Here is a 17479-nt window from a genome sequence, read left to right as displayed (position 1 = left end):
CGCCAGTACATCGGCAGATGATTCGTCTCGATTGTGAGCAATTAACAGCTGTGTCACTCAACTGTCACCGTCGTCGCTTAGCCTTCAGGCTATTTCAGGGACGCTCACATGCCACACGCCGAAACCTCGCCTCAAACAGCGCCGCGCCTGACCGCCGTGCTGTTCGGCCTCAGTGGCTGCCTGGTGGATTTCGGTGCCCGTACGCGCCTCAACGGCAGCCACGCGGCCGAGCACGCCGAGGCCACGCCCGGCGCCCTGAAGAGCCTGCGCAGCTTGCAGCATCAACAGATTCCCTGCGCCTGGCTCGACGAACTGCCGCCCTCCCTCAGCCTTCCGTTGGCCGCTGCCCTGCCGGAATGGATCAAACCTTCGCAACACCTCGCGACAATCAATCCTTGGCCGGCGCCGCATGCCTGCTGGCAAGCGTTGATGGCGCTGAATGTCGAGAAGCTGGATGGCTGCGTACTGGTCAGCGGCGAACCGCGCTTGCTGCAAGCCGGGCTCAATGCCGGCCTGTGGACGATCGGTCTGGCGTCCTGCGGCTCGCTTTGCGGGATGTCGCCCATTGAATGGCAGGCGCTGTCGCCTCAAGAGCGCGATCTGAAACGCGGCAAGGCAACGATGCAACTTTTCGCCCTGGGCGTGCATTCGGTGATCGATCACCTGGGTGAGCTCGACACCTGCCTGGCCGATATCAGCCTGCGCCGGCTCAAAGGCGAAAAGCCCTGATCGAGATCATGCAGGTTAGGCGGGAGTGGATTAATCTAAAGGTTAGCCATAGACCTTTGGCGCGCCATCGCGGTCTATGCCAATGCCAATCGATAAAAGGAAGAACGCAATGCCTGCCCGCGAACTGCAAGAACAGCTCAATACCCTGCGCGAGCAATTGGAACAGAATCCTCCGCTGACAGAAGCCGAGCGCGCAGACCTGCACGCGCTGATGCAACAGATCCAGCTTGAACTTGAACTCGAAACCAAGACCAAGGATGTCAACCTCGCCGATGGCGTCAATCTGGCGGTGGAACGCTTCGAACTCGAACACCCTACCCTGGCCGGCACCCTGCGCAACATCGCGCAAGCCCTGGGCAACATGGGGATCTGAACAAAACCTTGCAGGAGCGAGCTTGCTCGCTCCTGCATTAGATCTTCATTGACGGACCAGACGATGGTTCGACAGCTGCACCTCTTCAGTACTGCGATACGGGTTGATATCCAGTCCGCCACGACGAACGTAACGCGCATAAACCGTCAACTTCTCCGGCTTCAGCAAGCGCTGCAGGTCAAGGAAGATGCGCTCCACGCATTGTTCGTGGAAATCCGAGTGCTGACGGAAGCTGACGATGTATTCCAGCAAGCTCGCATGATCCAGCGCCGCGCCACGGTACTCCACCGCCACGCTGCCCCAGTCCGGCTGACGGGTGACCGGACAGTTGGACTTGAGCAGATGACTGTGCACGCTCTCTTCGACAATACGGGTCTCATCGCAACGCAGCAGTTCCGGACGCGGGTGCTCGTAGTTGCTGACGCTGATATCCAGCTCATCGATGCACACACCGGGCAACGCCACGACACCTTCGGCCTCGACCTCTTTCAGGCTGCGAATACGCACGCCGACCGGTTTGCCGGCAGCGGCGGACAGGTCCTTGACCAGCGTCGCCTCCAGGCTCGCGGTGTCGGCGAACGGTGTCTGGTTCAGGGAGTTGAGGTACAGCTTGAACGACTTAGACTCAATGATGTTCGGCGAATCCGCCGGAATGCTGAACTCACCGATGGCCACCACCGGCTTGCCCGACGGCAACAGCCACGACAGTTCAAAGCAGTTCCAGAAGTCCACACCCTTGTACGGCAGGGTTTCAGCCGTCAGGCCCAGCTCGGCCCACTTCGCGGTACGCGGAATCGGGAACAGCAAGGACGGCGTGTAAGTGGCAATGTATTCGCTGGATTTGCCCAGCGGCGAGTGTTCGGCTGCGGGATGCATGGCGGAAACCTGACTGAAGAATCAGCGGATTCTACCAGCCTTTGTTCCCGCCTTTGAGTGCTTACTGACTGACTGTCAATTTGCCTACCATGCCGGCCTGGTAATGGCCGGGGACGTTGCAGGCAAATTCCAGGTTGGTGGCTTTGCCGAAGGTCCAGGTCAGTTCGGCGGTTTTACCCGGCGCTACCAGTACACTGTTGGGATCGTCGTGCTTCATGGCATGCCCTTGAGATGCGTGATCCATCCCGGCCATCGAGCCGTGATCCATGTTCATCATGCCTGTAGGCGTCATCATGCCGCTTTGCTGCATCTGCAACATTTCCTGCTGGTGTTTGGCATGCATCGCCGCGTCACCGAGGTTGAACTCGTGCAGCAATTGACCTTTATTCACCAGTACAAAGCGAATGGTCTCCCCGGCCTTGATATCGATGGCCTTGGGGGTGAACGACATGTCGCCCATCACCACCTCGACGCTGCGGGTCGCCTTGGACGCGGGTGCCGGTTGGCCGAAGTCGTAGGAACTCGCGGGTGCGGCCCAGACCGGTGAGCTCAGTGCCAACACACAAGCGGCCAATGCCAGGGATTTGCGCAAAAACATGGTCGTACTCCAACAAGATAAGGTTCAGCCTGTGGAAAACTCTAGACTGTTACCGCTGCCCGCAACCTGACAGCCAGATTACAACTTTGTCAGCTAGGCCTGCCGCGCTGCCGCCCACGGTATAAAGCTGTCGTTCCATTTAACCCGAGTTGCCCATGAAACTGCTGATCGTCGAAGACCAACCAAAAACCGGCCAGTACTTGCGCCAGGGCCTGAGCGAGGCCGGCTTCAACACCGAACTGGTGGCCGATGGCAGCACCGGCCAGCAATTGGCGTTGAGCGGCGACTACGCGTTGCTGATTCTCGATGTGATGCTGCCTGGTCGCGATGGCTGGCAGATTCTGCAGGCCGTGCGCAGCGCCGGCCTGGACACGCCGGTTCTGTTTCTGACGGCGCGGGATGCCGTGGAAGACCGGGTTCACGGCCTCGAGCTCGGCGCCGACGACTACCTGGTCAAGCCTTTCGCCTTTTCCGAATTGCTCGCCCGGGTTCGCAGCCTGTTGCGTCGTGGCAGCGCGACGCCCCAGGAAACCAGCCTGCAACTGGCCGACCTGCGCCTGGACCTGATCCGCCGCCGGGTCGAACGCGGCGGCCAGCGCATCGACCTGACCGCCAAGGAGTTCGCCTTGCTGGAAATGCTCCTGCGCCGCCAGGGCGAAGTGCTGCCCAAATCGCTGATCGCCTCCCAGGTCTGGGACATGAATTTCGACAGCGACACCAACGTCATCGAAGTCGCGATCCGCCGCCTGCGCCTTAAAATCGACGATGAATTCCCCAACAAACTGATCCACACCGTACGCGGCATGGGTTACGTACTCGAAGAGCGTCCAGCCTGATGCCACGACTTTCACTGAGCAGTCGCCTGGCACTGCTTTTCGCGGCGTGCACCGCAGTGGTGTCGTTGTTCGCCGGGGTGCTGTTCAGCCGCGCCAGCGAGGCTCACTTCGTTGAGCTTGATCAGCAGTTGCTCGACGGCAAGCTGATCGGCGTACGGCGAGCGCTGCATGACATTCAGTCGCGGGACAGTGAAGTCAAACTGGCCGATGAATTAAGCCGCCAGGCCGATCTCTCATTGCGCATCACCGGCAGCGACGGCCGGCGCTGGTATGACAGTTCCGCAAGCCTGCCGGACATGCTCCCGCAAAAACCGGGGTTATCGACCATCAACGACCATGGAACCGACTACCGCGTCCTGAATGCACCACTGTTTGACGACAAACCCGACTCACCGCAATTGACCCTGCTGCTGGACATCACCCATCACCAACACTTCCTGCAACGCATGCAGCGTTTGATCTGGATGACCGTCGGCCTGTCGGCCCTGGCCACCGCCCTGCTCGGCGCCTGGGCGGCACGCAGCGGGTTGCGGCCACTACGACGCATGAGCGCGATAGCCAGCGGTGTTTCAGCGCATTCGCTCAACGCACGCCTGCCGGAAGACAGCATGCCGTCGGAGCTGGCGGAGATGGCCCACAGCTTCAACGAAATGCTCGGAAGACTCGACGACGCCTTCCAACGGCTTTCGGCGTTCTCCGCCGACATCGCCCATGAACTGCGCACTCCGCTGTCGAACCTGCTGACCCACACCCAAGTCACCCTCACCCGCCCTCGCCCTATCGAGGACTACCGCGAAGCGCTGCACAGCAACCTCGAAGAACTGCAATGGATGGCGCAGTTGGTCAACGACATGTTGTACCTGGCGAAAGCCGACCATGGATTGTTGATGCCCAAACGCGAAGCGCTGGATCTGGCGGCAGAGGCGGATGTGTTACTGGAATTTTTCGCACCGCTGGCCGAGGACGTTCGGGTGACGCTGAACCGCGAAGGCCACGGGCACATCATGGGTGATCGGAACATGTTGCGACGGGCGCTTTCCAATTTACTGGACAACGCGTTGCGGTTTACGCCCGCTGATGGCGAGGTATGGGTGAAGATAATCGATCAACCCAAAGGCCTGAGCCTGACAGTTGAAAACAGCGGCGACGGGATTTCAAAGGATTTGCTGCCGCGCCTGTTTGACCGCTTCTACCGCGTGGATCCTGCACGCCACGAAGGCAGCAGCGAGCATGCGGGACTGGGATTGGCGATCACCCAGTCGATTGTCAACGCCCACGGCGGGAAGATTCATTGCGAATCGGAAAACGGCTGGACTCGGTTTGTGATTGAGTTGCCGAAGGAGGCATGAGGCTAGCAGGACCGGCCTCTTCGCTGGCAAGCCAGCTCCCACAGGTTTTTGCGTTGTCCACAACACTGTAGGAGCCGGCTTGCCGGCGAATGCGATTTCAGCGCTTACGAATAGCGAAGAGCGTGAGCCGGCTCGATCTTCGCCGCACGCCACGCCGGGTAAACCGTTGCCAGGAAGCTCAACACGAACCCCGCCGAGCAGATCAACAACACATCCCCGCCCTGCAGTTCGGATGGCAGGTTGCTGACGAAATACACGTCGGAACTGAAGATGTGCTGTCCGCTGACCCGCTCGATCCAGCCCACCATTTCACTGACGTTAAGCGCCGCGATCACGCCGAGTACGCCGCCGATCAAGGTGCCGACAATCCCGATCACCGTGCCCTGCACCATGAAGATCGCCATGATCTGACGCGGCGTGGCGCCGATGGTGCGCAGGATCGCGATGTCCGCGCCCTTGTCGTTCACGACCATGATCAGGGTCGCGATGATGTTGAACGCCGCCACTGCGACGATCATCAGCAACAGCAGGCCGATCATGGTTTTTTCCATCTTCATCGCACTGAACAGGCTGCCCTGGGTGTGGGTCCAGTCGTCAGCCTTGTAGGCCGCCCCCAGACCGCTGGCGATATCGCTGGCAACCTGCGGCGCGGCGTACAGATCCTTCACCGCCAGACGCACGCTCTGCACCTGATTCGGCGCCCAATGCTGCATTTGCGCGGCGTCGGCCATGTGGATCAGTGCCATCGTGCCGTCAAGTTCGGCACCCACCTTGAACACGCCGACCACGTTCAGACGCTGCATGCGCGGGGTGATGCCGCCCGGTGCATTGCTGACCTCCGGCACGATCAGGGTGATCTTGTCGCCCACGTTCAAACGGAAGCGCCGTGCGGTGATTTCGCCGATCACCACGCCGAACTCACCTGGCTTCAACGCATCGAGACGTCCCTGGACGATGTGTTTGGCGACGATCGACACCTGGCCTTCCAGCGCCGGATCAACGCCGCTGACCTGGATTGGCTGCATCGTGCCTTTATAGGACAGCATGCCTTCCATCTCGGTGAACGGCACGGCCGCCGTCACTTCGGGATTTTTCATCGCAGCGGCGGCCACCGGCTGCCAATCATCGATAGGGTTTACACCGACGATAGTGGCGTGCGGCACCATGCCGAGGATGCGCGAGCTCATTTCGCGCTGGAAGCCGTTCATCACCGACAACACCACGATCATCGCCAGCACGCCCAGGGCGAGGCCGATCATCGAGGTCATCGAGATGAAGGAAACAAAGCGATTGCGGCGCTTGGCGCGGGTATAGCGCGTGCCGATAAAGATCGATAACGGTCTGAACATTCGCTGGGGCACCGTATAAAAATAAAAGACCCGACGTGATTTTCATCCCCGCCGGGTTTCAGCCAATCAGATAGGCGTCAAGCAGCCTTCCTGCAAATGCAGGACGCGATCCATCTGGCGGGCCAGGTTCATGTCGTGGGTCACCACCAGGAACGCGGTGCGCATCGAAGTGCTGAGTTCCAGCATCAAGTCCTGAATGCCCTGGGCGGTGTGGGAGTCGAGGTTGCCGGTCGGCTCGTCGAGCATGACCAGGCCTGGTTTGTTCACCAGCGCGCGGGCGATGGCGACACGCTGACGCTCACCACCGGACAGCTCGGCCGGCTTGTGCTCCAGGCGATGGCCCAGCCCCACGCGCTCCAGCAACGCCGTTGCACGCTGGCGCGCTTCCGGGATGGCGGTCTTGCCGATCAGCAGCGGCATGCAGACGTTTTCCAGCGCGGTGAATTCCGGCAGCAAGTGGTGGAACTGATAAACGAAACCCAATGACCGGTTGCGCAGCAGGCCGCGATTCTTCTCGCTGAGGGCCGACAGTTCTTCACCGTCGAGCCAGACGCTGCCCTTGGTCGGCGTGTCGAGGCCACCCAACAGATTGAGCAAGGTACTTTTACCCGAACCCGAGGTGCCGACAATTGCCACGCGCTCACCCGGGTGCAACTCCAGTTGCAGGCCGGCCAACACTTGCACCGACTCCGGGCCTTCCTCGTAGGACTTGCCCAGGTTGCGGCAGCTCAAGATTGCTTTATCACTCATGCCCGACTCACTCATAACGTAGCGCCTCCGCAGGCTGGGTGCGCGCGGCACGCCAGGCTGGATACAGGGTGGCGAGGAAACTCAGGACCAACGCGGCGGCGCAGACCATCAACACATCCTGGCTCTGCACCTGCGACGGCAGGTAATCGATGAAATACACATCGGCGTTGAGGAATTTGTGCCCGATCAGGCCTTCCAGCGCCGAGATCGCGGCGCTGACATTCAGCGCGGCGAAGATCCCGACCACGGCACCGATGGCCGTTCCGACCACGCCAATGACCGTGCCTTGCACCATGAACGTGCGCATGATCGTGCCTGGCGTGGCACCGAGGGTACGCAGAATCGCGATGTCGCCCTTCTTGTCGTTCACCACCATCACCAGCGTGGAAATGATGTTGAACGCAGCCACGGCGACGATCAGCAGCAATAACAGGCCGATCATGGCTTTTTCCATGCGGATCGCCTGATACAGGTTGCCGTGGGTACGGGTCCAGTCGCGGGCATAGTAACGATCTTCGCCGAGTTCGCGGGCGATGCTCCACGCAGTGCGCGGCGCCTGGAACAGGTCGTCGAACTTCAGGCGCAGGCCCTGGACCTGGTCCGGCTTCCAGCGATGCAAACGCGCCAGATCCTGCAGGTTGGTGACGCCCAGGTAACCGTCGAGCTCACCGGCGCCGACATGGAAGATGCCGACCACGGTGAATCGCTTCATGCGCGGGAACATCCCGGCGGGGGTCACGGTGACTTCCGGCGCCACAAAGGTCAGCTTGTCGCCGATCGCCGCGCCAAGCTTGGCCGCCGCCTTGTCGCCGATGACGATGCCGAACTCGCCGGGCACCAGGTCGTCGAGTTTGCCCTGCTGCATGAAGTTATCAATGATCGACACCTGGCGTTCTTGCGCCGGGTCGATGGCATTGAGCAGGACTTTCGAGACCTTGCCGTTGTTGGTCAGCAACCCCTGCATCTGGGTGAACGGCGCAACGGCCGTCACCTGCGGATTCTGCTTGACCTTGGTCGCAAGGCTTTGCCAATCGCTGATCGGCTCGCCGGACTCGATGGTCGCGTGGGGCACCATGCCCAGCACACGGGTGCGCATCTCATGATCAAAGCCGTTCATCACCGACAGCACCACGATCATCACGACCACGCCAAGGGCGAGTCCGATCATCGAGGTCAGGGAAATGAATGACACAAAATGATTGCGACGCTTTGCACGGGTATAACGCGTGCCGATAAATACGAAGAGAGGTCTGAACATGTCGGGGCTTGTTCGGAGGGAAAAGGAACGTCCTTGTGGCGGGGGTCGATAACCAGCTTTACACTCAGACCACCGCCGCTACCATGGGTTCGCCATGTCGACATTAGATGAAGAAGATCGCCGCGAATACTACCGTATCGAGGACACGATCGCACTGGAAATTCGGCCCCTGTCCGCTCCCGAAGCCGCAGGCCAGGAAGTGTTGCAGGATGCTTCCCCACTCTTCAACGTGCTCAGTGAACTGCACCTGAGCGAATTCGAGTCGCAGCACCTGTTGCGCCAGATCAGCGAGCGTGACCGCAACCTCGCGGCGTTCCTCAAATCCCAGAATAAACGCATCGATTTGCTGAGCCAGGTGGTCGCCATCACCGTACTGGGGCAGATCGGTGAACCGCAGCCGGTGATCCTCTCCGAAGGCGGTATCGACTTCCAGCACCCCACGCCCATTGCCACCGGAGCACACCTGTCGGTCAAACTGGTGCTGATGCCGCAAGCCCTTGGCCTGTTGTTGCGCGCTCGCGTCACCCATTGCGACCGCAAGGGCGACGGCTACGACATCGGCACCGAGTTCGAACACCCGACCGACGCGCAGCGGCAACTGCTGGCCCGCTACATCTTGCAAAAGCAGGCCCAGGAACGACGCCTGGCCCGCGAACAACTCGAATCAGGCAATTAATTTAAGGAAGAACCGTGACCCTCATCTACGGCCATCGCGGCGCCAAGGGCGAAGCACCGGAAAACACCCTGACCAGCTTTCAGGAATGCCTCAAGCACGGCGTACGCCGTTGCGAACTGGACCTGCACCTGTCCATGGACGGTGAACTGATGGTCATCCACGACCCGACCCTCAAGCGCACCACTGACCGTCGCGGCAAGGTGGTCGAGCACACGGCGGCGGAGCTGGTGACCTACGACGCGCGCAAGGGCGGCCCGGGCTGGATCAAGCCATGCCCGATCCCGACCCTGGAATCGCTGTTCGAGCAATGCGATTTCGATCACTGGCAACTGGAAGTCAAAAGCGCTTCACGCACCCGCGCTGCAACCACCGTGCTGGCGATTCGTGAAATGGCGCAACGGCATGGCCTGCTGGACAAGGTGACGATCACCTCCAGCTCACGGGAAGTGCTGAAAGCGGCGCTGGACCTGGTGCCGGACGTATCCCGCGGACTGGTCGCCGAGTACGCCTGGCTCGACCCGCTGAAGGTCGCGGCAAGCTATGGCTGCGGGATTCTGGCGCTGAACTGGACCCTGTGCACGCCGGAACGCCTGGAGAAGGCGCAGCGTCAGGGGTTGCATGTGTCGGTGTGGACCGTCAACGAGCCCGCGCTGATGCGCAGACTCGCTGACTTCGGCGTTGACAGCCTGATTACAGACTTTCCCGGTTTGGCCATTGCCACGCTCGAGAATTGCTGAAATCGGTCTCCCCGGCCGGCTCAGGCCACCGGCCGGAGCCACTCAAAAAAGCCGGTTGAGGCCGTCGTACGCCGCTACCCGATAGGCTTCGGCCATGGTCGGGTAGTTGAACGTGGTGTTGACGAAATACTTCAGGGTATTTTGCTCGCCCGGCTGGCTCATGATCGCCTGACCGATGTGCACGATCTCCGACGCCTGATAACCGAAGCAATGCACGCCCAGCACTTCCAGGGTTTCGCGGTGGAACAGGATCTTCAGCATGCCTTGCGGCTCGCCGGCGATCTGCGCCCGCGCCATGCTCTTGAAGAACGCCTTGCCCACTTCGTACGGCACCTTGGCCTGGGTCAGCTCTTGCTCGTTCTTGCCGATCGAACTGATCTCCGGAATGGTGTAGATCCCGGTCGGTACGTCGTTGACGAAGCGCCAGCTGCCGTTGTCGACGATGCTGCCAGCGGCCGAACGGCCCTGGTCGTGGGCGGCACTGGCCAGGCTCGGCCAGCCGATCACGTCACCGGCGCCGTAAATGTTCGGCACGCAGGTGCGATAAGCCTCATCGACTTCGATCTGGCCGCGGCTGTTGACCTTGACGCCGATGTTTTCCATACCGAGTTGATCGGTGTTGCCGGTACGGCCGTTGCACCAGAGCAAGGCGTCGGCCTTGATCTTCTTGCCGGACTTCAGATGCAGGATCACGCCGTTGTCCACGCCTTCGACGCGGTCGTAGTCTTCGTTGTGGCGAACCGTGATGTTGTTGTTGCTGAAGTGGTAGCTCAACGCCTGGGAAATTTCCGAGTCGAGGAAGCTCAGCAACTGACCACGGTTGTCCACCAGCTCAACCAGTACACCCAGACCACTGAAAATCGATGCGTATTCGCAACCGATCACGCCGGCGCCGTAAACGATCAGTTTGCGCGGGGTGTGGCCGAGGCTGAGGATGGTGTCGCTATCGTAGATACGCGGGTGGTTGAAATCGATGTCGGCCGGGCGATACGGACGCGAGCCAGTGGCGATGATGATGTGCTTGGCCACCAGTTTTTCGACCACGCCGTTGGCGCACACCACTTCGATGGTTTGCTCGTCGGCGAAGCTGCCGGTGCCGAAGAACACGTCGACACGGTTACGGGCGTAGTAGCCGGTGCGCGAGGCGACTTGTTTGGCGATGACTTTTTCGGCGCTTTTCAGCACGTCCGGGAACGAGAACCAGCGCGGTTCACCAATGGCCCGGAACATCGGGTTGGTGTTGAACTGCATGATCTGCCGGACCGAGTGACGCAGTGCCTTGGACGGGATGGTGCCCAAGTGAGTGCAGTTGCCGCCGACCTGGCGACGGCTATCGACCATCGCTACCTTACGTCCCGCTTTGGCGGCGTTCATTGCCGCGCCTTCCCCCGCCGGGCCGGAACCCAACACCACCACGTCGTAGTTGTAGACAGCCATGCGTACTCCTCAGAACAGGCCGTGGCGCCATCGGCACCTGCGGCTAAATCACGCCAATCTGTGGCATGAAGGAACAATTTGGGGCCAGTGCAGAACCCGGACACAGTCTATAGAAGCGTCAACGCCGCGCACATTAACCCTTGGTCGCGTCATAGGCTAGTTTTGCCTGCGCTACAACGTCAGTCTTCAGTGCTTGAAACGCCGTGATCATTCGGTTTTCCCACCCGTGACCCGCTCAAAAGCGTGACTGGTACGTGTGACGAAACCTGTATCGGCACGAATCACAAAAAATGCGCCGATATCGTGTTTTTCCGCGTAGTCCCAACCGCGCTCCGGGCCGAGAATCAGCAACAGCGTCGATAAGCCATCGGCCATCAACGCTGAAGGATGAATCACCGTGACGGATGCCAGTGAATGTGAGACCGGCGCACCGCTGCGGGCATCGAAGGTGTGGGAGTAACGCCGCCCATCCTGCTCGAAATAATTTCGGTAGTCGCCGGAGGTGGACAAGCCGAATCCGTCGACGGCGACGATTCGCTCGGCCACCTGCTGATCATCGCGCGGTTCTTCCAGGGCGATGCGCCACGGCGAACCGCCAAGCTTCTTGCCTGCGGCCTTGAGTTCGCCAGTGGCTTCGGCCAGGTAGTCGTGGATGCCCAGCGCTTCGAGTCGAGCGGCAATCGTATCGACCGCGTAACCGGCGGCAATGCTGTTGAAGTCGACCTCGACGGCTGCATCCTTGCACAGCTGATCGCCCTCGATACGCAGGTGTTGATAACCGACTCGCTGCCGCGCCTGCGCCAACGCCTGTTCAGCCGGGACTTTTTCCTCGCGCCCTTGCGGGCCAAACCCCCAGAGATTGAGCAGCGGTTCCACCGTCAGGTCGTAGGAGCCTTCGCTTTGTTCCGACAGTTGTTCACCCACGCGGATCAACTTGAGGATGGACGCGGGCATTTTCTGACAACGATTGGCGGGCAGGTCATTGAAGCGCTCGATATCCGAATCGCTGCGGTAGGTCGACAGTTGCCGGTCGATGTCAGCGAGGATTTTTTCCACCTCGACACGAACATCTGCCGCCGCCGGGAGACCGGCATGGCGCACGTACTTGATCGAATACGTGCTGCCCATGGTCGGGCCGCCAACGCTTTCCATGGAGTCGCCGTTGCCGCAGGCGGACAACATGACGATCAGAGTCACAAGACCAAACAGCCGCCCATTCAACAAACCCTGCATCCCCGACAGTCCATGGCACAACGCCAAGGCCAGCGATTATGCGACAGGCCCCGACATTTTTGCGCTGCGTGAACCACTTAATTCGCTCTCGTGCGCCATTCAAACCGTGTAATGGCAAAAACGTTTAAGCAGCAAGCTAATTAATTGTTGCCTATCCATATCGCCACACATATTGTTACAAAATTCTCGCCAAAGGTGCCTTGCCTTTCAGCGACAGGAAGGGACGCGTCTGAATCAGGGACCTCCAATAAAACAGCCAACAGCGAGTACGTCCTAATGTCCTCTAATACGGGCAAAGGCAAGGCGATTTTTCGCGTTGTCAGCGGCAACTTCCTCGAAATGTTCGACTTTATGGTCTACGGCTTCTACGCCACGGCCATCGCCAAAACCTTCTTCCCTGCCGATAGCGCTTTCGCTTCCCTGATGCTCTCGCTGGCCACTTTCGGAGCCGGTTTCCTGATGCGCCCGTTAGGGGCGATTTTTCTCGGTGCCTATATCGACCGTCATGGCCGTCGCAAAGGGCTGATCATCACCCTGGTCTTGATGGCCGCCGGTACGATATTGATCGCTTGCGTGCCGGGCTACGCGACCCTCGGTGTCGCCGCTCCACTGATCGTGCTGTTCGGTCGATTGCTGCAAGGTTTCTCGGCGGGGGTGGAGCTGGGTGGCGTGTCGGTGTACCTGGCGGAAATCTCCACGCCGGGCCGCAAAGGGTTCTTCGTCAGTTGGCAGTCCGCCAGCCAGCAAGCCGCAGTGGTATTCGCCGGCCTGCTGGGTGTTGGCTTGAACCATTGGCTCAGCCCGGAACAAATGGGTGATTGGGGCTGGCGCGTACCGTTCCTGATCGGTTGCATGATCGTGCCGGTGATCTTCGTGATTCGTCGTTCACTGGAAGAAACACCCGAGTTTCAGGCCCGCAAGCATCGCCCTTCCCTGCGCGATATTGTCCGTTCGATCAGTCAGAATTTCGGCATCGTCATCGCCGGCATGGCGCTGGTGGTGATGACCACAGTGTCGTTCTACCTGATCACCGCCTACACCCCGACCTTCGGCAAAGCCGAACTGCACCTGTCGGACATGGATGCCTTGCTGGTCACCGTGTGCATCGGCCTCTCGAATTTCTTCTGGCTGCCGGTGATGGGTGCGGTGTCTGACAAGATCGGGCGCAAACCCCTGCTGCTGGCGGCGACGATTCTGGCGATTCTCACCGCCTACCCGGCGTTGTCGTGGCTGGTGACGAACCCGAGCTTCAGCCATCTGCTGATCGTCGAACTCTGGTTGTCGTTCCTCTATGGCTCGTACAACGGCGCCATGGTGGTGGCCCTGACCGAGATCATGCCGGTGGAAGTTCGTACAACCGGCTTCTCCCTGGCCTACAGCCTGGCGACCGCGACCTTCGGCGGTTTTACCCCGGCGGCCTGTACTTACCTGATCCATGTGCTGGACAACAAAGCGGCACCGGGGATCTGGCTCAGCGCTGCGGCGGCGCTGGGGTTGATCGCAACGCTGGTACTGTTCCGCGGCAACAAGCATGAACTGCGCACGGCGCGCGCCTCAGTGGCTGGCGGCGCCTGACAGATCGCTATCGCGGGCAAGCCCTCCCCCACAGGATTTGTGAACACCACAAATCCTGTGGGAGCGGGATTGCCCGCGATGAGGCCCTCGAGATCACCACACCTCACCGATCCGCCATCTTCAACGACTGACTCCACCCGCCTCCCAGCGCCTTGTACAACGTCACCTGATTGATCTCCCGCGCCAGCTCCAGCTGCGCCCACTTCTGCTGCGCATCAAACAACGAACGCTGGGCATCCATGGTGGAGAAATAGCTGTCCATGCCGGCCTCGAAACGCAGGCGCGATTGCCGATAGGCTTCCTGGTAATCCCCCACCAGTTTTTTCTGGAACTCCACTTGCGTGAGCATTTCCTGCCGGGCATTCAAGGCATCGGCGGCTTCACGAAACGCGTTCTGCACCGTGGCCTCATAGGCCGCTGCCTGCCCGTCGAAGCGCGCATGGCTGGCATCCACCTGTGCCCGTCGCCCACCGCCGTCGATCAACGGCAACGAACCCGCCAGGGCCAACGACCAGAACTCGGCCGGCCCGCTGAGCAAACGGGAAAAGTCCCCGCTCAGACTGCCCAGTGCCGACGTCAGGGAAAAAGTCGGGAAGTACGCCGTGCGTGCCGCGCCGATATCCGCATTGGCAGCACGCAACTGCGCCTCGGCCGACATGATGTCCGGCCGGCGCTCAACCAGCGCCGAGGGCAAGCCCGCCGGCACATCCAGTGTCGCCATCCGCTCACCGAGCGGCCCGGTGGGCAACAGCCCCACCGGTATCGGCTGCCCCACCAGCACCCGTAGCGCATTGGTGTTCTGCGCCACTTGCATGCGGTAAGTGTTGACCTGCACCGCCGCCGTATTGGTTTGCGCGTCGGCCTGGTGCACATCGATCCGGGCACTGGATCCGAGGTTATAGCTCTTGCGCAACAGCTGGCCGTAGCGGTCCTGGGATTGGTAGGTGTTTTGCGCCAGATCCAGCAAATGCTGATTGGCCTTGAGGCTCAACCAGGTGCTGGCGACTTCGCCGATCAGCGCCAGCCGTGCCGTTTGATAGTCCGCCTCGGACGCCTCGAAGCGCGCCCCCGCCGCATTGCGTTGGCTGCGCAGGCGGCCGAAAAAGTCCAACTCGTAGGACGTAAAGCCCGCCGTGGCCTGAAACGTATTGGCAATACTGCCGGCCGTGGCACCACCACCAGGCGTGCGCACCAGGGGCGGCAGCTTGCTGCGCCCGGCGTAAGTGTCGATGCCAATGGTAGGAAAAAGCCCCGACTCGGCACTGTCATAACCGGCCCGCGCTTCTTCGACACTGGCCGCGAACTGACGCAGGCTGCGGTTGTTGGCCAGGGCCATTTCAATCAACTGGCGCAGTCGTTCATCGACCACAAACCCGCGCCAGTCTTTATCGAACGCCTGCTTGCCTGCGCAACACTCACCGGCGGTGTTCGCCGGCCATTGCTGGTCGATGGGTGCATCGGGCTTCTCGTAGGTCGGTTCCAGCGAACAACCACCGAGCAGCAGCAAAGACATGAAGCAAGACGTGGATAAGCAACTGTTCATGGCGCGCACCTACAAGCGTTGGCCGAGCAAAGCTCGCAAGGGAGAAAGAAGCAGTGTCCACAGGCTTGAGCGACTGACATTGAGGGACGGCAGAGACGGTTGACGCGAACGGACCCGGACCGGCCGCCAGCGTGCAGGCGAGACGTAAGACGGCGCCTTGACCGGTTTCGGCGCACGCGGCGCCAGACGCTTCTCACCCAACAGGGAACGCTGCAGCAAGGTGCCAAAGGCCTGCGCCGGCTCCGCCTTGCTGACGACGTTGATGCTCGCGTCACTGAACAACCTTGCAATCAGCTGGCGCCGCAGCGCTTCGTCCAGGTCGGCAAACCTCAGGCCCAATCGGTCGTCGCCGTGATTGCGCATGACTTCCACGTCCAGCCAGCCCAGCTTGTCGACCCACACCTGACCACACAGCCCCGGTTTGATCGAGGAGGCAAAGGCGCAGGTCAAGGACGCGCCACTGAGGGAGATGTCCACCAGGCGACCGGACAGGACTTTACCGCCGAAGCGAAACCCGGTGGCCTTATCGAATGGAAAACGTTCCTCGCCATGCAACCGTGGCCGGTCGACACAAGCCACCAGCGTGGCCAGGTTGTAGATCAGCGCGACCACCGTCCAGCAAAGATTGAACATCATGTTGCCGTCAAACGAAGCAGCGGTACTGATGGCGATGTAGGCACCGATCTGCGAAAACAGCGTCAAGGCAAAAAAGAATCCGAACAACTTCCAGTGCACCATCGTGCGTGAGCGATCAATCCCCTTGGCGGTGACTTTGAACGGCCGCCCGAACGGTCGGATCATGGCGCTGGCAATGGTCGCGGTGACGGCCAGCGAGGCAACGATCTGCGTGACCTCGGTGAAAATCGGCAAGGTGCGCCGGTCGGTGACCCAGGTGCCATACCCCCAGAAGGCAATCAGCGCCGGCATGCCGAAGGCCAGGAAGTCCACTGGGTTGGCGTAGAACCCGGCGATGCCGAAGTACCAGTAGAGCACCGGCGAAACCAGCATCATCAAAATGAACGGCTTGGAAAACCAGTGCATCAGGCCATGCACATAGTGCAATCGGTCGTTGAGCGTGTAGCCGCTGCCGCGCAGCGGGCCTTCCTTGAGCAGTGCCACCTGGATCGTGCCCAGGCACCAGCGCCCGCGCTGGTTGATGTACTCGGTCAGGCCTTCGGCGGACAAACCGATCGACAGACGCTCATTCAACCAACGGGTGACGTAGCCTTTTTGCAACAAGCGATAGGTCGTGTAGATGTCTTCGCACACAGAACCGGTAGGAAAACCGCCGACTTCGGTAATCAAATCGCGTCGCACCACGAAGGACGTGCCAACACAAAACGCCGCATCCCAGCCATCCTTCGCCGGCTGGAACACATCGAAGAACACCCGCTGCTCATCCACCCAGCAGGCCGACGTGCCGAGGTTGTGCTGGATCGGATCGGGGTTGTAGTAAAACTGCGGCGTTTGCACCAGGCCGACCCTGGGATCGTCGAACAGACCCAGCGTGCGCATCAGGATCGGTTGCTGCGGCGCGAAGTCGGCATCGAGCACCAGAATGTACGGCGCATTGCTGGCGGCCGCCGACTGGCGCAAGCCGTTGTTCAAGTTGCCAGCCTTGGCGTGGGAATTGTCAGGGCGCCGCGCGTATTGCACGCCCACCTCGGCACAGTAATCGCGCAACCAGTCGCGCCGGGTGTCGTCGAGCACCCAGAGGGTGAAGTTCGGGTAGTCGATGGCCTGGGCGGCGATGATGGTTTTTTCGAGAATGTCGAGGCCTTCGTTGTAGGTGGCGATGAAGATATCCACCGCAGGCACTGCACTGCCTTGCGCACGCAGACGTCGCTCACCGGCATCGGCCTCTTGGCGGTGATCCGTGCGACAGAGCATCACCACGATGGAGAACAGCGTGTAGCCAATCGCCAACATCTCGAAAAACAGGAAGGCATAGGCCCAGACCGTGGCAAATCCGGAATGACCGTCGGGCAATGTGTCGCGAATTCGCCAGGCCGCGTAGTTGACCAGCAACAAGGCGGTGACGGCGCCGAAGCCGGCCCGCGCGGCCCATTGATCACGGTGGGTCAGGCAGGTGAACAGCACCACCGCCGCCAGCGTCCAGAAATTGATTTGCAGCAGTTGCAGCGAATCCAGTGCCTGCAT

The 17479-nt window shown here is 60.6% G+C and carries 16 protein-coding genes; 7 read left to right on the top strand and 9 right to left on the bottom strand.

Going from position 1 to position 17479, the window contains the following annotated elements:
- Positions 1 to 108 precede the first annotated feature (108 nt).
- Positions 109 to 729: an HAD family phosphatase gene (locus tag JQF37_RS13955; protein WP_130205948.1), complete on the top strand. Its 621-nt coding sequence runs from the start codon at positions 109 to 111 to the stop codon at positions 727 to 729.
- A 109-nt stretch (positions 730 to 838) separates the two neighbouring features.
- Positions 839 to 1102, top strand: coding sequence for a DUF4404 family protein (locus JQF37_RS13950; RefSeq protein ID WP_130205946.1), 264 nt, complete (start codon positions 839 to 841; stop codon positions 1100 to 1102).
- Between the two features lie 45 nt (positions 1103 to 1147).
- On the opposite strand, the gene queF is transcribed toward JQF37_RS13950, so the two are convergent.
- Together queF and JQF37_RS13940 are read right to left on the bottom strand one after the other, a co-directional pair.
- On the bottom strand, positions 1148 to 1978 hold the full coding sequence (gene queF, locus JQF37_RS13945; RefSeq protein WP_130205944.1) for an NADPH-dependent 7-cyano-7-deazaguanine reductase QueF: 831 nt from the start codon (positions 1976 to 1978) through the stop codon (positions 1148 to 1150).
- Positions 1979 to 2039: 61 nt separating this feature from the next.
- On the bottom strand, positions 2040 to 2576 hold the full coding sequence (locus JQF37_RS13940; protein WP_130205942.1) for a cupredoxin family protein: 537 nt from the start codon (positions 2574 to 2576) through the stop codon (positions 2040 to 2042).
- 155 nt (positions 2577 to 2731) lie between these two features.
- Here JQF37_RS13940 and JQF37_RS13935 point away from each other — a divergent pair, with 155 nt between their 5' ends.
- Both JQF37_RS13935 and JQF37_RS13930 read left to right on the top strand, forming a co-directional pair.
- Positions 2732 to 3412 carry a heavy metal response regulator transcription factor gene (locus JQF37_RS13935; RefSeq protein WP_047531323.1) on the top strand — a complete coding sequence of 227 codons (681 nt, stop codon included), beginning with the start codon at positions 2732 to 2734 and terminating at the stop codon, positions 3410 to 3412.
- The gene (locus JQF37_RS13930; protein ID WP_130205940.1) at positions 3412 to 4761 is read left to right on the top strand and encodes a heavy metal sensor histidine kinase; all 1350 of its coding nucleotides are present in this window, start codon (positions 3412 to 3414) and stop codon (positions 4759 to 4761) included. The genes JQF37_RS13935 and JQF37_RS13930 overlap by 1 nt, the downstream gene beginning before the upstream one ends.
- 104 nt (positions 4762 to 4865) lie before the next feature.
- Here the strand turns inward: JQF37_RS13930 and JQF37_RS13925 are convergent, their stop codons facing one another.
- The 3 genes from JQF37_RS13925 to JQF37_RS13915 all read right to left on the bottom strand — a co-directional run bounded on the left by JQF37_RS13925 (position 4866) and on the right by JQF37_RS13915 (position 8118).
- A complete protein-coding gene (locus tag JQF37_RS13925) occupies positions 4866 to 6110 on the bottom strand; it encodes a lipoprotein-releasing ABC transporter permease subunit (protein WP_130205938.1) in 1245 nt (414 codons plus the stop codon).
- 66 nt (positions 6111 to 6176) lie between these two features.
- The gene (lolD, locus tag JQF37_RS13920; RefSeq protein WP_167361784.1) at positions 6177 to 6860 is read right to left on the bottom strand and encodes a lipoprotein-releasing ABC transporter ATP-binding protein LolD; all 684 of its coding nucleotides are present in this window, start codon (positions 6858 to 6860) and stop codon (positions 6177 to 6179) included.
- Between the two features lie 7 nt (positions 6861 to 6867).
- Positions 6868 to 8118 carry a lipoprotein-releasing ABC transporter permease subunit gene (locus tag JQF37_RS13915; RefSeq protein WP_130205936.1) on the bottom strand — a complete coding sequence of 417 codons (1251 nt, stop codon included), beginning with the start codon at positions 8116 to 8118 and terminating at the stop codon, positions 6868 to 6870.
- A 94-nt stretch (positions 8119 to 8212) separates the two neighbouring features.
- Between JQF37_RS13915 and JQF37_RS13910 the strand changes: the two genes are divergently transcribed.
- Positions 8213 to 8794 (top strand): PilZ domain-containing protein, encoded by a 582-nt coding sequence (locus JQF37_RS13910; RefSeq protein ID WP_130205934.1) that lies wholly within the window; start codon positions 8213 to 8215, stop codon positions 8792 to 8794.
- 14 nt (positions 8795 to 8808) lie between these two features.
- Positions 8809 to 9531: a glycerophosphodiester phosphodiesterase family protein gene (locus tag JQF37_RS13905; RefSeq protein ID WP_130205932.1), complete on the top strand. Its 723-nt coding sequence runs from the start codon at positions 8809 to 8811 to the stop codon at positions 9529 to 9531.
- Between the two features lie 42 nt (positions 9532 to 9573).
- Here the strand turns inward: JQF37_RS13905 and sthA are convergent, their stop codons facing one another.
- Together sthA and JQF37_RS13895 are read right to left on the bottom strand one after the other, a co-directional pair.
- Entirely contained in the window at positions 9574 to 10968 is a 1395-nt protein-coding gene (sthA, locus tag JQF37_RS13900) for a Si-specific NAD(P)(+) transhydrogenase (protein WP_047531336.1), read from the bottom strand.
- Positions 10969 to 11175: 207 nt separating this feature from the next.
- Positions 11176 to 12201: an FAD:protein FMN transferase gene (locus JQF37_RS13895; protein WP_189340351.1), complete on the bottom strand. Its 1026-nt coding sequence runs from the start codon at positions 12199 to 12201 to the stop codon at positions 11176 to 11178.
- Between the two features lie 276 nt (positions 12202 to 12477).
- Here JQF37_RS13895 and JQF37_RS13890 point away from each other — a divergent pair, with 276 nt between their 5' ends.
- On the top strand, positions 12478 to 13776 hold the full coding sequence (locus JQF37_RS13890; protein ID WP_130205930.1) for an MFS transporter: 1299 nt from the start codon (positions 12478 to 12480) through the stop codon (positions 13774 to 13776).
- A gap of 103 nt (positions 13777 to 13879) precedes the next feature.
- On the opposite strand, the gene JQF37_RS13885 is transcribed toward JQF37_RS13890, so the two are convergent.
- Both JQF37_RS13885 and JQF37_RS13880 read right to left on the bottom strand, forming a co-directional pair.
- The gene (locus JQF37_RS13885) at positions 13880 to 15319 is read right to left on the bottom strand and encodes an efflux transporter outer membrane subunit (protein WP_130205928.1); all 1440 of its coding nucleotides are present in this window, start codon (positions 15317 to 15319) and stop codon (positions 13880 to 13882) included.
- 9 nt (positions 15320 to 15328) lie between these two features.
- Positions 15329 to 17479 (bottom strand): glycosyltransferase family 2 protein, encoded by a 2151-nt coding sequence (locus JQF37_RS13880; protein WP_130205926.1) that lies wholly within the window; start codon positions 17477 to 17479, stop codon positions 15329 to 15331.

The sequence above is a fragment of the Pseudomonas sp. MIL9 genome (assembly GCF_016887925.1).
Classification (GTDB): Bacteria; Pseudomonadota; Gammaproteobacteria; order Pseudomonadales; family Pseudomonadaceae; genus Aquipseudomonas; species Aquipseudomonas mohnii.
This window is presented reverse-complemented; position numbering and strand designations above follow the sequence as displayed.